This is a genomic window from Campylobacter sp. BCW_6465, assembly GCF_001762815.1.
Classification (GTDB): domain Bacteria; phylum Campylobacterota; class Campylobacteria; order Campylobacterales; family Campylobacteraceae; genus Campylobacter_D; species Campylobacter_D jejuni.
In genome coordinates this window covers 320,353-334,939 of record NZ_MJXN01000112.1, presented here as the reverse complement: position 1 = coordinate 334,939, position 14,587 = coordinate 320,353, and the positions used below count along the sequence as shown (strand labels likewise).

Below are 14,587 nucleotides of genomic sequence, written 5' to 3'. Positions count from 1 at the left end.
TTATTAAATTTTTCCACCTTCAATCACTACATCATCAGCCTTAACATCATCTCCAAAATGAACTTTTAAAGTTTCATCATAAGCCTTGTGAAAAAACTGCTCTTGGCCTAGTTTAATGATCAAATTATCGATAAATTCTTTAAGTTCTTTATCACCTTTTTTAACTGCTGGTGCGATAACATCTTTGTTACCTAACTCTTTGATACCCATTTTAAAATCAGGATGATCTTTCACCCAAGCAAAAAGCAAGGTATTATCATGACTTAAAGCATCGCCTCTTTTATCCATCAAAGCGGCAAAAGTTTCAGTATTTTGATCGTATTTTAAAGTTTTAATATTAGGATAATTTTGCGTAAAATACGCATCCGCTGTTGTGCCTTTGTTTAAAAGTAAAGTTTTATCTTTTAAATCTTCTACGCTAGTTATATTACTATCCTTTGGCACAGCTACGCCTAAAGCTACCTTCATATAAGGCAAGCAAAAATCAACCTGTTCAGATCTTTCTGGAGTTTGAGTAAAATTAGCCAAAATAATATCTACTTTATTTGATTTTAAAAACTCAACCCTATTTGCAGCTTCAACAAGAACAAATTGCACCTTATTTTCATCGCCAAAAAGTTCTTTTGCTATGCGTTTAGCTAAAGCTATATCATAGCCTTGATTGTTTCCTTTTTCATCCACATAACCAAAAGGTGGTTTATCGCCAAATACCCCAATCCTAATAACTCCATTTTGCTTGATCTTATCAAGAGAATTTAAAGTTTTAGAGTCAGAATTTCCTCCACAAGCAGCCAATACTACTGCAACAAAGGCCGTTAAAACACTTAGAAGTATTTTTTTCATACATTTCCTTTCTTTAAAAATAAGCTTAAAGCTATTGCAAAAATATATAATAATTGCAAACTTAATTATACTTAAAATTATAAATAATGCATTTGAAACAAACTAAAAAGATTTTCCTATGTGTAAAAATGTAATTAATCTCACACTCTCTTTTAGCATTGTTTAAATTTTAAGTAAAAAAAGATATAATCTTTGTTTTAAAAATTTTTAAGGAGAAAACTATGAAAAAAGGTATTTTTCTCTCTATTGGAATAGCTGTTTTGTTTTCAGCTTGCGGAAATTCCATAGATGAAAAAACAGTTAAAAAATATGAAAATCAACTAAATCAAACAGTTAAACAAGAAATTGCAAACCTTTCTCAGGATTCTGGAATAAAGATTGAATTTTCTGATTTTAAATGCAATGCAGATGGTGATTTTATAGCGTGTTTAAGTTCAAATTTCAAAACTCTTGCAAAAGATAACAACGATGAGTATCAAGAACTATTTCAAGCAAAAAATATCAAAATTCGCTCAAATGAAATTTACAAAGGCGAAGCAAATACATCAATTAACATTAAAGAATATTACAACGATCTTTTTAAAAACCAAAAAAGCATACAATCAAATTTGGTTTTTGAAGATTTTAAACTTGGAGAAAAAGTTGTTAGTGACATCAATGCAAGCTTATTTCAACAAGATCCAAAAATCAGCTCTTTTATCAATAAATTAAGCTCGGATTCTTATACTTTATCATTTGATAACTCCATAAACAAACAAGAAAACAATTATCTAGATAATCTTAATATAAAATTTTATAACGCAAAATTAAATTTCAATACAAATCTAAATATAAATCTAAAAGAAGATCTACTTAATTACCTTGATTCTAAGGGTATAAAATTTAACACTCAAACTTTAGCTATGGATGAACAAGCTATCAATGAACTTCTTAATATAGCAAACTACGAACAAGCTTCAGATTTTAGCAATACAATCCAAAAATACATCATCTTAAATAATTTTAAAATTGATTCAACTCTTAAAACCGAAGGCGTATTTAGTAGCTATATAGCAACTGCTAAGGAAAATTTACAAACCTTAAAAGCTCAAAGTCAAAATGAAGAACAAACATTAATCTTTGATAAAGCTTTAGCTATTTTAAACAATATCACTCAAAATGATGATTATAAACTCAATCTTGATTTAAAATTTAAAAACATCCCTGTTAGTGACTATAGCACACAAGGAATCGACAGCATAGAAAAACTAAGCATCAACAATCAAGACGCCACAGAAGCGTTAAAAATTATACTTCCATTTATCATGTTTTCTATGTTAATGGGCGGAGCGTCGTTTTAAATTTTAAAATGATAAAAACTTCAAAAACATTAAAAGCAAGATTAAATTCTTTGCTCTTAATGTTTCATAACATTAACAAAAAAAGGCTAAAATGAAAATTTTATTCTCCCCTAGTGAAAGCAAAAATGAAAATTGCGTAAAAAATCCTATCAATGAAAACTCATTTATATTTAAAGAATTATTTCCTTGTAGAATAAAAGCTTTAAAGCATTATGAAGAATTTATCAAAAACGCAAGTTTACAGAATTTACAAGAACTTTTTGGCATTAAAAATGAAAATGAAATTGATAAATTTAAACACAATTTAAAACAAGCTCCCACTCAAGAAGCTATATTGCTTTATACTGGGGTAAGTTATGAATATCTTAATTTTAAAGCTTTAGATAAAAAAAGTCAAGCTTATATTTTAGAAAATACTCTTATATTTTCTAATCTTTTTGGCGTTGTAAGAGCTAATGATACCCTACCCTTTTATAAATTCAAGCAAGGGGCTAAAATAGGAAATTTTGTCATAGAGAAATTTTATAAAGAACATTTTAGTAAAGCCTTAGATGAATACTTGGAAAATGAAGAAATACTTGACCTTAGAGCAGGATTTTATGATAAATTCTATACCCCAAAAAAGAAATTTTATACCTATAAATTTGTAAAAAATGGTAAAGTCATCAGTCATTTTGCTAAAGCTTATAGGGGAATTTTACTCTCCATAAGTGCAAAAAAACAAGTAAAAAACAATAAAGAGCTTTTAGCAAACCTTCCTTCAAACCTAAAACTCAAAGAAATTCAAATCAAAGGTTTAAAGGAAGAAATTGTGCTTGAAATTCTAGATTAGTTTTTATTTTAAGTATTTTAAAGCTAGCTTCGCATAATAACTTGCAGCCCTAGCTAAAAGCTTATCATTAAAAACATAACTAGAATTATGTAAATAAATGTCGTTTTCATTTTCTAAAAAAGCATAGGCACATTTTTTCATTTCGCAAAAAAATCCAAAATCCTCACTTGCCATTAAAGGACGATGATTAAATTCACAATTTTTTTCGCCAAATAATTCTTTTGCAACCTCACTAGCAAAATCCACAGCTTCATCGTTGTTCATAGTCACTGGTGCAACAACATTTTTATTGATTTTAATCTCTATATCATTAGCCTGTGCAATACCTTTACAAATTTTATAAATTTTTTCTTCAGTTAGTTTTCTAGTTTCATTATCTAATGCTCTAACACTCATTTTAATCGTTGCAATATCTGGAATGATATTAAAAGCATGCCCTGCATTAAAAGCTCCTATGCTTATAACTGCTGAATTTTGAGGATCAACATTGCGAGATACTATACTTTGCAAAGCCACCACAAGTAAAGAAGCAGCATAAATAGGATCTTTTGCCTTTTCTGGAGCACTTCCATGACCACCTCTTCCAATAACTTCAATGCTATAACTATCCGAAGAAGCCATCATCGCACCTTTTTTAAGATAAAATTTCTTATCGCTACCAAAAGGCATATTGTGCCATCCAAAAACATAATCACTATCAAATTTTTCAAACAATCCATCTTCTATCATTGCCTTAGCACCACCCAAACCCTCTTCAGCAGGTTGAAAATAAAGATTTAGAGTGCCATTAAAATTCTGATTTGCTAAATACTTTGCAGCAAGCAATAAAGAAGTAGTATGTCCATCATGACCGCAAGCATGCATTACATTTTCTTTTTTGCTTTTATAAGGCAAATTTGTGCATTCTTGTAAAGGCAAAGCATCCATATCTGCACGAAGTCCTATTTTTTTATCGTTATTTCCCTTTTTTAAAACCCCCACAACACCTGTTTTTCCTATTTCTTCATAAACCTCATAACCAAATTCTTTTAATTTTTGCGCCACTAATTTTGCAGTACATAATTCATCAAAACCAAGCTCAGGATTTTCATGAATTTGATGACGAATTTTTTCAAATTCGCCTTGTAAGTCTAGTATTTCTGGAATTAAATTCATTCTATTTTTCTCCTTGTATAAAATTTTCTCTTCTAGGTAAAACAAATTGTGCTAAGATCGCTGAAATAAAAATCAAAGCAAAAATATAAACAAAACCCAAAGTAAAACTATGGGTTTTATCAACACTCCAAGATACTACCCATAGGTTAAATGATAGTATAACAAAGGTAATACTCCAAAAAGCACTCATAATATAAGCAGTTTGATTTGGATTAGAATTTTTTAATTCTGAAGGTAGATTAAAGAAAAATGGAAACCACATAGAATAAAAAATGCCTGATAACACAGCAAAAATCTGTATCAATACTAAATTTTGTAAAAACAACATACAAAATCCGCATATAAAAATACACGCTCCTCCAGACAATAGCATTATTTTAAAAGAAATATTTTTTCTTTTAAAAAATAATCCAAGATAAGGACCAAAAATAATAGCAAAATTAGCCAAGGCTGGAATTTCTTTTTTAGCAAAATCAGCTAATTCTTTACTAAAACCCGCATATTGCGCATAAAAAGTTGGTAAAAAAGTAAAAAGAGAATTTAAAAATAAAATAGGCCCTATGTAAAAAATAATCATACCCCAAGTAACACGAGATTTTAGAGCATAAATAAGATCTTTTGCATTATTCTTTTTTTCTTCTTTTTTATTCTCATCTTTACCTACAAAAAGCCACAAAATCAATAAAATCAAATTAATCCAAGCATAAAATGATAAAGAATCTCTCCAATTTCCAAAATAATTTGAGATACTTTCAGCTAAAACAAGTCCTAGGGTAATGCCTACCAAATTTGAAGTCATATTAAAACTAATTACAAAATGTAAAGCTTTTTTTTCAAACCATTGTTGTGCAATAGGCACTAAACAAACTAAAGCACAAGCTGAACCAAGCCCTGTTAAAAATCTTATAATCAAAATACCACTATAACTATCTACAAAACTTAAAAAGATACCCGAACTCATTAAAATACAGCCTAAAAAATATCCCTTTTTTAATCCGAATTTATAAACCAAAAAAGCAGTAAATGAAGCACCAAAAATTTTCGCAACTACTATCATACTAGTGATTAAAGTAGCTTGCTGAGTATTTAGAGCAAGATCATTTGAAATCAAGGGCATTAAAGACCCTGTTGCTGCCCAAGAGATACTAAAAACAGCATAAACACTAAAAATAATAAATTCAACCCCAATGCGTCTAAAATGAAATAAAAGTGATTTTTCCATATTAAAATCCTTTTTGGATATTTATTAAAATATAACATAAAAAAATGAGATATTTATTATCTTTGATTATTTTTTTAATTTAATTATTTTTTTATATATTTTTTTGTTACTTTTTGAAAATTTATATATAAGTTTAAAGATAAAAAAACTAAAATACAAAATAAAAACCCATAAAAGTTTTTTGAAGTATTTAAATGATATATTTCAAAATCTAGTTTTAAAAAGGAAAAATATGGAATTTTTAGCATTTATTTTTTTGATTATTATATTTTTATTTGTAGTCTTTATCATCGTTACTCGCTATGAAAAAAAGATAAAATTACTCAACCAAAACATACAAAATATGAAAGAAGATATAGCCGATCTTAAAGAAACAACTCAAAAAAATCGCTCTTTAATTGAAAAAAATCGCTCTAATATAGAAAATATAATAAAATAAAACTAAGAAAGATTTGCGATAAGTTTATAGTGCTTTTTCTGATTTATCATTAAAGTAAAAATTTTTTCACTTGAATTTTCGCTTTTATTTTTATAAATCATGCTTTTTAAAAACGGAAAAAGCATCGTACTAGAAGTTTTACCTTGTAAAATAATATGCATAGAACCTTTTAAAATTCCATACTTATAGCTCATACCGCTTGGAAATATATCAAGATTAAAACTTAAACTATCTTCATTACTATCATAATTTAAAATTTCAATTTTAACAAAGCTAATTTCTTGATCTTCTTGAGATAAATTTTTAAAAATTTCAAGTTTTTCATGTTTTTTGATAGCAACAACTTCTTGCTTGCTTTCTTTAAAATCAGAAAGAAAATTTTCATTTTTAAAAATTCTTGAAAAAAATTTTAAATTTTTAAATTGCATACTTATTTGTTTTGTGTTTTCATGTATTATTTTTTCGGATTTTAAGATGTTGTGTTTTATATTATCTTCTTGTTTTGATTATCTTTGTTTGATTTCATGTCAAAATCTTCAACGATAATCATATCTTCACTATTACAAATATTAAAATGTTTTACAATTTCTTCAAAAGTAAAACTGTCATCACTAAATTCCAAAAGCTCTATATTTGAAGTGATAAAATCAACACCATCTCGTTCTTCAATCTTATCTTTAATCACAAAAGCATCAACACAAAAGCACGATCTTTGAATTTCATATTCAGAACTTTTGCCTTTAAATACTATCTTCATCATCACAAAGCTTTTGCTATAAGCTCTAAAGGACTAGCAAAAACAACCTTACTTGAATTTTGTTCTAATGCATTTGAAATTTGCATTCTACAAGCTGAACACTCGGCACTTACCACACTAGCCTTACTTTCATCGATCATTTGTGCTTTTTTAAGCCCTACACTTAAGGCTTTATCATAATAATCCGTTTGCATACTCACCCCGCCAAAACCGCAACAAGTATTAGAATTACTCATTTCCACAAAATGATAATTTGTTTTTAAAAGTTCTCTTGGCTCTTTAAAAACCCCTTGCATTTTTCTTGCATGGCAAGGATCGTGATAAGTAATGCTATAATTAAATTTATTTTTTGTTTTTAAAATTTCTTCCAAAGAAGTAAATTTATAAAAATACTCGCTAGCCATATATATCTTAGATGACACACATTTTGCGCGTTTTGCCCAGTCTAAATCATTTTGCATTATAAAAAAATGTTCATAATCTATCTTTAACATAGCCGAACAAGTGGCCTCAGGAACTATAATAGCATCTAATTTTTCTAATTTTTTTTCAAAATACTCAATATTTTTTTTAGCCAAAACTTCAACACTTTTAAAATCACCCGTAAAAAATTGCGGCGCTCCACAACACACTTGTTCTTTCATCAAATCCACATTGATTTTTAATTCCCTAGTGATTTTAAGCACTGCATTAGCCGTATCTATGTAAAAATAATTCGCCAAACAACCTACAAAAAAACCTATTGTTTTTTCTCCATCATTATTGATAAATTTTGGATTAGAATTTAAGAAACTTTTTTTATTAAAACTTGTAAGTAATCTTCCCTTTTTAACAAAAGGCATGGAAAATCTTGCCTTCATACCTGTATTTTCATTCTCATTTTGAATTTTAAACGCACAACTTTGAAACACATAGCCAAGCTTAGCTACCAAATCTAAAATTGTGCGTCTTCTTAAAAAGAAAAAAATAAGTTTTTTATACCAAGCTATACCAAATTTTTTAGCTATGTCATAACGAACTTCTTCTATGGCATTATCTACTCTTAATTTACTTGGACACACTTCAACACAATTGGTACATAAAAAACAAGATTCAAAAACTTTCTTAGCTTCTTTATCAAGTTCTAGAATTCCCTCTTTATAAGCAGATAAAAGATCTAAAAATCCTCTTGGACTGGTAATTTCATCGCGATTTTCTTCATGTATAGTACAAACAGGTATACATTTGCCACATTTAACACAAGCATCACTTATTTGACTAAATTTCATCTTACACCGTTTTTGAGAATACTTTTTTATCTTCACTAATGTTTTTCATATAAGCATCAAAACACATAGCAATATTTCTTATAAGCAAAACACCTGTTTCATTGACTTTGATAAAATTTTCATCAAAATTAATAAAATCTTTGTATTCTTCTAAAGCTTTTAAATCCTCTTTAAAATACTCCTGAAAATCAATGCAAAATTCTTTTTCTATTGACTTGATATCAAGCTTAAAATTTGCCATTAACTCCATAATCACTGCTTTTCTAAGCTCATCATCATCGCTTAAAGCTACGCCTCTTTCAAAAGGCAAAACTCCTCTATCTAATGCAGCCTCATAACTTGACATATCTTTAAAATTTTGCGCATAATGTCTTTGTCCTTCGCCTATACTTGTAAGCCCAACACCGACTAAATCAGCACCACCTTTAGTAGTATAACCTTGGAAATTTCTATGTAAAGTTCCATTTTCTAAAGCTTTAAAAAGCTCATCATTTTCTTTTGCAAAATGATCCATACCTATCATTTTATAGCCGTTTTTACTCAAAAAATTCTCACAAAATTCTAAAATTTCAAGTTTAACATCAGGACTTGGCAAGGTATTTTCATCAAATTTTCTCATATTTTTCTTAAGCCAAGGCACATGAGCGTAATTAAAAATCGCCAAACGATCAGGATTTAAAAGCATAACTTTTTCTAAAGTTTGTGTAAAGCTTTGTAAATTTTGATAAGGCAAACCATAAATTAAATCCATATTTACAGACTTTATGCCTTTACTTCTTACAAGATTTAAAGCATTTTGTGTTAATTCAAAAGGCTGGATGCGATGAATTTCTTTTTGAACTTTTTCATCAAAATCCTGCACTCCAAAGCTGATACGATTAAAGCCATTTTGTGTTAAAACTGTGGCTTGTTCGTCATTTAAAAAACGCGGATCGATCTCACAGCTAATCTCTGCATCTTTAGAAAAATTTCTAAAAATAGATCTGATTTTTAAAATCAAATTTTGAAGTTGTTTAGCACTAAAAAAAGTTGGAGTTCCGCCCCCAAAGTGCATTTGCACCACTTCTCTTTTAGTATCTAAAATAGTACTTAAAATATCAAGCTCTTTAAAAATATAAGTTAAATATCTTTCTTTACTCTCTTCTTTGGCTGTATAAATAACATTGCAACCACAAAAATAACAGGCACTCCTACAAAATGGTAAATGAAAATAAAGCGATAAAGATCTATCTTGCTTTTTTAAAATTTCTATATATTCTTCGTATTTGAAATTTGCATTAAACTCTACTGCTGTAGGATAAGAAGTGTAGCGTGGTCCTGCTTTAGAGTATTTTACAAAAGCTTTATAATCTCTCATTTTGGTTTACCCTTTCTATCATCGCTTGCATATCTACAAATAAATTTGGATGCTTTTGTTTGATTTTAGAAATTAATTTTTCAAGATCAATACTAACTTCCATGGTGCCATTTTGCGCCTTTTGCTTGATCTCATCCATAGCAACCGTCCAAACATCGTTAAAATCTACAGGAATTTGTTGATAAATCGCCTTTTCTAAACGCAATTCAAAATTCTCTTTTTGACTTTGTTTTAAACTTTCAAGTATATTCTTAAGACTTTGTAAAGAAAGCAAAGTGTGAATTTCATCGTTTTCATCAATCACAAACCAAGGCTCAGGAGAATCAAAACTTCCATTTTCAAGAACTAAACATTTTTCGTTTTCATTCTCGCTTTGCTTCATTTTAAAAATCGTTCTATCTTTTTTCTTTATTCCTAGATTTTGACTAAATTCATCAATGCGTTTTAAGCAAATGCTATACTTTTCTAGCTCTTTCATTCTCTTCCTCTCTGATTATCCAAAAAGCAAAGCAAGGCTTTTACCACATAAAGGCGATTTCTTGCTTCTTCAAAAATCACATCTGCATGTTTTTCAAAAATTTCTTCACTCACTTCATAACCCCTATAAGCAGGCAAACAATGAAGCAATATCGCGTCTTTATTGGCAACGCTCATAGCCTTCTCATCGATTATAAATCCTTCAAATTCTTTAATCTTGCGTTCTTTTTCATTCTCTTCACCCATAGAAACCCAAGTATCGGTGATGACTACATCTTTATCCTTTAAGGCTTCAAATTTATCATGACTTAAGGAAATTTTGGCTCCTGAAATCAAAGCCTGTTTCATAGCAAATTCCCAAATTTCAGAGCTAATTTTATAGTTTTTTGGTATAGCTATACTAAATTCAAAGCCCAAAATCGCAGCCGCAATAAGCCAAGAATTGCACATATTGTTACTATCTCCGATAAAAGCAACTTTTGCTATACCATTTTGCATCTTATTCCATTCTTTGATAGTAAGCAAATCTCCTAAAACCTGAGTAGGGTGATAAAGCTCGCTTAAAGCATTGATCACAGGGGCTTTAGAATATCTTGCAAATTCGAGTAAAGTTTCATGTTTATTGACTCTCATCATCACAAAATCAACCATCGCCCCTATCACCCTAGCTGTATCCTTTACAGGCTCGCCACGACTAAGTTGTAAATCATTGCTATTTAAAAATAAAGCCTTTCCGCCAAGCTCTGTTATGGCTAATTCAAAAGCCATTCTTGTTCTTGTAGAATTTTTCTCAAAAATCATTGCTAAAGTTTTATCTTGTAAAAGTTTTTTAGGCTCTTTTTTAAGCTCGCTAGCATGATTTACAAGGCTTAAAATTTCCTCCTTAGAAAAATCTCTTAAAGTTAAAAAATGTTTCATTTTTCTCCTTTTAACATTTTAGCTAATTCTTTGGCATGATAAGTGATGATAAGCTTTGCCCCTGCTCTTTTAAAAGCTATCATAGTTTCATATAAGATTTTTTCATAATCAATCACTCCCGCATTTTTAGCTGCCTTTAGCATAGCATATTCTCCGCTTACATTATAAACACACAAAGGCAAGTTAGAATAAAGGGATATTTCTTTAATTACATCAAGATAAGCAAGAGCGGGTTTTACCATTAAAATATCAGCTCCTTGTGCTTCATCTTCTAAGCTTTCTTCTAAAGCTTCTTTACCATTAGCAAAATCCATTTGATAGCTTTTTCTATCTCCATAACTTGGAGCTGACTCTGCTACATCTCGAAATGGCCCATAATAACTTGATGCAAATTTAGTAGAATACGCCATTATAGGCAAATTTTCAAAACCTTCCTTATCTAAAGCTTTACGCAAAGTAGTGATAATACCATCCATCATTCCACTAGGTGCTATCATATCTACCCCTGCTCTTGCGTGAACTAAGGCTTGTTTGGCTGAAATTTCTAAAGTGGCATCATTATCCACGCTTTTTGTTTTTGGATCGATAATCCCACAATGCCCGTGATCTGTATACTCACAAAAACAAAGATCGCTAATTACAAAAAGATCTGGAAAATTTTTCTTAATCTCTCTTATGCTTCTTGCAACAAGCCCTTCATCATCTAAAGCATCGCTTCCGCAACTATCTTTTTTCTCATTTTCTAAAACGCCAAAAAGTATAATAGCTTTAATACCTAAGTTGACTACATTTTGACACTCTTTTAAAATTTCATCTAAACTCATTTGAAACACATCGGGCATAGAAGAAATTTCTTTTTTTATCCCCGTTCCACTAACCACAAAAAGCGGATAAATCAAATCATTCACGCTTAAAGAATTTTCCCTTACCATAGATCTTAAGTTTTCATTAAGCCTTAATCTTCTAAATCTTTTAAACATTTTTTTGTCCTTTTTTTGCTAAAATCTTAACATAAATTTGATTATAGAGAGTAGTAAATGAAAATAAAAATTTCAGAAATTGCGAATTTACCTAGCAAATGGGGAAATTTCCAAATACAAAGTTTTAAAGAAAATGATAAAGAACATTTATGTATATTTAAAAATACTCCAAAAGACACACTCAATCTAAGAATTCATTCAGAGTGCTTAACAGGAGATGCTTTAGGAAGTTTAAAATGTGATTGTGGAGAACAGCTTGAATTTTCGTTAAAATATATAGAAAAAAATGGCGGAATGGTGATTTATCTTAGACAAGAAGGAAGAGGTATAGGACTTTTTAACAAGGTTAATGCTTATGCTTTACAAGATAAAGGTTTTGATACGATTAAAGCAAATCATCAGCTTGGCTTTAAAGCCGATGAGAGAACTTATGAAATTGTAGAATTTATACTCAAACACTATGAAATTTCTAAGGTTAATTTACTCACAAATAATCCCGAGAAACTAGAGTCCATTAAGGAAAAAATCATCACACGCATACCGATTTTAATAGAACCTAACCGTTTTAATGTAGAATATTTAAACATAAAACAAACTCAAATGGGACATCTTAAATAAATGATTTTTAAAGATTATGATTTTTTACAACACTACGATTTAAAAAACTTTAAAGAAAAGGTAAAAATTTATAAAGAATTATTATCTAAATTTAACCGCATTCACAATCTTACTCATTTAAAAAATATAGATGAAAATATCTTTGATAGTATTAAAATTTTAGATTTTTATGATTTTTCTAAAGCAAAAAATATTGCCGATATAGGAAGTGGTGCAGGATTTCCAGCTGTATTTTTAGCCTTTTTACTGCAAAGCAATTTTCATCTTTTCGAACCCAATCCCAAAAAAGCTGCCTTTTTGCGGACACTAAAAATAGAATGCGAACTTTCAAATTTACATATTTACAAAGAAAAAGTTCAAGAGTGTAAAAATACCTTTAAAGCCGATATCATCACTTCAAGAGCCTTAATGGATGTCAAGCCTTTGCTTGAAATTTGCAAAAATCTAAAAGATGAAAATACAATTTTTATTTTATGGAAAGGCAGTGAAATTTATCAAGAACTTGAAAATATAAAAAATTATGAAATTTTTGAAAATAATTTAAGAAAATACTGTATTTTAAAGTAGCCCTAAGGCTACTTTTTATTCTGCTAAATCAGCATTAAAACTGATATCAACCAAAGGCCAAGAGATTCCACCATGTCCTGGAGCAGCATCACTTAATGCTTTTAATGCTTTAGAACCATTTTTAAAAGTATGCAAATCAAGCTGCCCTTTAGCTTCAAATTTATTATCTTTGATAGTATAAGTTAAAGGTACAATAGTACTTTTTTTATCCATGGTAATTTTTGCTGAAATAACGCCTTTGTTTTCACCTACAATCACATCTTGGAAAACAACTTTAATATCTGCATTTCCCAATAAAGCAGGAAAAAACACTTTTGTGATATTATTGGTTATAACATCATTGCCTTCACCCATAAAAGCATTACTTGGCTTTATAGTAGCTTTAGCTCCTTTAAGATAACTTGCAAAATCCTTTGTATTTTTAGAAAATTTATATTCTACATTCTTAAATTCACCTTCTACTCCTACCATATCCTTAGTTTTATACCCTTCAAAAGATATTTTTAAACTATCTTCTTTAAAAGATACGGCACTTAAAGCAGATGCTAATAAACAAGAACTTAAAATACTTAAAACAATTTTTTTCATTTTAACTCCTTCAAAATGAGATTTTATTAAACAAAAACAATTATATTATCACTTGATTAATAAAAATAAATTTTTTCAAAAAATAATTGTTATTACCAAAGTATATCTTTAAAAGTCAAAGTTAAAAAATATCCTCCAAAAATCAAAACAAGCCCTAAAACAAAAGCCAAACCAAATACTCTAGAGCCACTCTTTAAAAATTTTTTAAAGTCAATTTGCAAACCTAAAGCTGCCATAGCAAAAACAATACATAAAGTACAAAGTGTTTTACCTAAAGAAATAATATCACTCGTAGCAATACCTAAAATACTTTCTTTAGTTGCTAGATATGTATTTAAAACTATCATACCTAAAAATGCGAATGCAAAATAAGGAATAGTAATACTTTTTGCAGTTTTTCCACTGCTTGAATGCTGATTTTTAGCAAAAAAATAAGTCACTATAAGCAAAAAAGGCACAAGTAAAATCACTCTCATCATTTTTATAATCACTGCAACATTAGAAGCACCTTGCTCAAATCCTGCCATATCTTTTGCCATTTCAGCGGCACCTGCAACATTTGCCACTTCATGCAAAGTAGCCCCCATAAAAACCCCCATAGCATTTTGATCAAAAAAAGGAAAAAGATTTAAAGAAAAAGCTATAGGATACAAAAACATAAACACAAGTCCAAAAATCACCACCGTACCTACAGCTAAAATTCCTTTAAAAGGATCACTTTTTAAACTTGACTCCAACGCTAAAACCGCTGCCGCACCGCAAATCGCACTTCCGGCTCCAACAAGCATAGAAGTTTCTTTATCGAGTTTAAAAATTTTCATTCCTACAAATAAAGCAATAAGAAAAACAAAAAATATCACTATAGCAGAAAGTAAAAACCCTTTCAACCCTACACTTAAAAGCTCAGTTAAAGTAATATTAAAACCATATAAAACAATACCGAGTCTTAAAAGCTTTTTTGCACTAAAATGCACTCCAGCTTGAAAATGATGTTGGTATTTAAAAAACCAAGGAGAGAGCAACACTCCTATGATGATAGCAAAAGCAGTCGCTGCCAAATGAGTAGTATCTTTGATACTTTGAACACTAGAAAAATACATAGCAAAAATCACTATACAAGCAGTAAAAAGCAAACCCTTAAAATTTGAACGCACTATAGCCATGCTATGTGCTAAAAAACTTGTTTTCATTTATTTTCCTTTTTCTAAATTTTGTGTTATTATATT

Annotated in this window: 15 protein-coding genes and 1 pseudogene; 5 read left to right on the top strand and 11 right to left on the bottom strand. The window is 29.3% G+C overall.

The window, feature by feature from the left end; genetic code table 11:
- Nucleotides 1-3 precede the first annotated feature (3 nt).
- Nucleotides 4-843, bottom strand: coding sequence for a cysteine ABC transporter substrate-binding protein (locus AJ886_RS09850; RefSeq protein ID WP_070233108.1), 840 nt, complete (start codon nt 841-843; stop codon nt 4-6).
- 221 nt (nt 844-1,064) lie between these two features.
- Here AJ886_RS09850 and jlpA point away from each other — a divergent pair, with 221 nt between their 5' ends.
- Nucleotides 1,065-2,183 (top strand): lipoprotein adhesin JlpA, encoded by a 1,119-nt coding sequence (jlpA, locus tag AJ886_RS09845; RefSeq protein WP_070276548.1) that lies wholly within the window; start codon nt 1,065-1,067, stop codon nt 2,181-2,183.
- A 91-nt stretch (nt 2,184-2,274) separates the two neighbouring features.
- Nucleotides 2,275-3,015, top strand: coding sequence for a YaaA family protein (locus AJ886_RS09840; RefSeq protein WP_070287624.1), 741 nt, complete (start codon nt 2,275-2,277; stop codon nt 3,013-3,015).
- 3 nt (nt 3,016-3,018) lie between these two features.
- Here the strand turns inward: AJ886_RS09840 and AJ886_RS09835 are convergent, their stop codons facing one another.
- Together AJ886_RS09835 and AJ886_RS09830 are read right to left on the bottom strand one after the other, a co-directional pair.
- Nucleotides 3,019-4,170 (bottom strand): M20 aminoacylase family protein, encoded by a 1,152-nt coding sequence (locus tag AJ886_RS09835; RefSeq protein ID WP_044779510.1) that lies wholly within the window; start codon nt 4,168-4,170, stop codon nt 3,019-3,021.
- Nucleotide 4,171: 1 nt separating this feature from the next.
- Nucleotides 4,172-5,392 (bottom strand): CynX/NimT family MFS transporter, encoded by a 1,221-nt coding sequence (locus tag AJ886_RS09830; RefSeq protein ID WP_002861726.1) that lies wholly within the window; start codon nt 5,390-5,392, stop codon nt 4,172-4,174.
- 232 nt (nt 5,393-5,624) lie between these two features.
- Here AJ886_RS09830 and AJ886_RS09820 point away from each other — a divergent pair, with 232 nt between their 5' ends.
- Nucleotides 5,625-5,831, top strand: coding sequence for a membrane protein (locus AJ886_RS09820; RefSeq protein WP_002853356.1), 207 nt, complete (start codon nt 5,625-5,627; stop codon nt 5,829-5,831).
- A gap of 2 nt (nt 5,832-5,833) precedes the next feature.
- Here the strand turns inward: AJ886_RS09820 and AJ886_RS09815 are convergent.
- The 6 genes and pseudogenes from AJ886_RS09815 to hemB all read right to left on the bottom strand — a co-directional run bounded on the left by AJ886_RS09815 (nt 5,834) and on the right by hemB (nt 11,588).
- A pseudogene (locus AJ886_RS09815) lies at nt 5,834-6,594 on the bottom strand (DUF5416 family protein).
- On the bottom strand, nt 6,591-7,856 hold the full coding sequence (locus AJ886_RS09810) for a (Fe-S)-binding protein (RefSeq protein WP_053872888.1): 1,266 nt from the start codon (nt 7,854-7,856) through the stop codon (nt 6,591-6,593). Before AJ886_RS09810 ends, AJ886_RS09815 begins: the two are co-directional and overlap by 4 nt.
- A 1-nt stretch (nt 7,857) precedes the next feature.
- Nucleotides 7,858-9,213: an oxygen-independent coproporphyrinogen III oxidase gene (hemN, locus tag AJ886_RS09805; RefSeq protein WP_002861729.1), complete on the bottom strand. Its 1,356-nt coding sequence runs from the start codon at nt 9,211-9,213 to the stop codon at nt 7,858-7,860.
- On the bottom strand, nt 9,200-9,691 hold the full coding sequence (locus tag AJ886_RS09800; RefSeq protein WP_044779214.1) for a DUF2603 domain-containing protein: 492 nt from the start codon (nt 9,689-9,691) through the stop codon (nt 9,200-9,202). The genes hemN and AJ886_RS09800 overlap by 14 nt, the downstream gene beginning before the upstream one ends.
- Nucleotides 9,688-10,608, bottom strand: coding sequence for an ornithine carbamoyltransferase (gene argF / locus AJ886_RS09795; protein WP_044779213.1), 921 nt, complete (start codon nt 10,606-10,608; stop codon nt 9,688-9,690). Before argF ends, AJ886_RS09800 begins: the two co-directional genes overlap by 4 nt.
- A complete protein-coding gene (gene hemB, locus AJ886_RS09790; protein ID WP_044779212.1) occupies nt 10,605-11,588 on the bottom strand; it encodes a porphobilinogen synthase in 984 nt (327 codons plus the stop codon). Before hemB ends, argF begins: the two co-directional genes overlap by 4 nt.
- A gap of 57 nt (nt 11,589-11,645) precedes the next feature.
- Between hemB and ribA the strand changes: the two genes are divergently transcribed.
- Both ribA and rsmG read left to right on the top strand, forming a co-directional pair.
- Nucleotides 11,646-12,206 (top strand): GTP cyclohydrolase II, encoded by a 561-nt coding sequence (gene ribA, locus AJ886_RS09785; protein ID WP_002854114.1) that lies wholly within the window; start codon nt 11,646-11,648, stop codon nt 12,204-12,206.
- Entirely contained in the window at nt 12,207-12,773 is a 567-nt protein-coding gene (gene rsmG, locus AJ886_RS09780; protein ID WP_004305702.1) for a 16S rRNA (guanine(527)-N(7))-methyltransferase RsmG, read from the top strand.
- Between the two features lie 15 nt (nt 12,774-12,788).
- Here the strand turns inward: rsmG and AJ886_RS09775 are convergent, their stop codons facing one another.
- Together AJ886_RS09775 and AJ886_RS09770 are read right to left on the bottom strand one after the other, a co-directional pair.
- Nucleotides 12,789-13,361, bottom strand: coding sequence for a hypothetical protein (locus AJ886_RS09775; protein ID WP_002861734.1), 573 nt, complete (start codon nt 13,359-13,361; stop codon nt 12,789-12,791).
- Nucleotides 13,362-13,453: 92 nt separating this feature from the next.
- Nucleotides 13,454-14,551, bottom strand: coding sequence for a YeiH family protein (locus AJ886_RS09770; protein ID WP_070287623.1), 1,098 nt, complete (start codon nt 14,549-14,551; stop codon nt 13,454-13,456).
- Between the last annotated feature and the right edge of the window lie 36 nt (nt 14,552-14,587).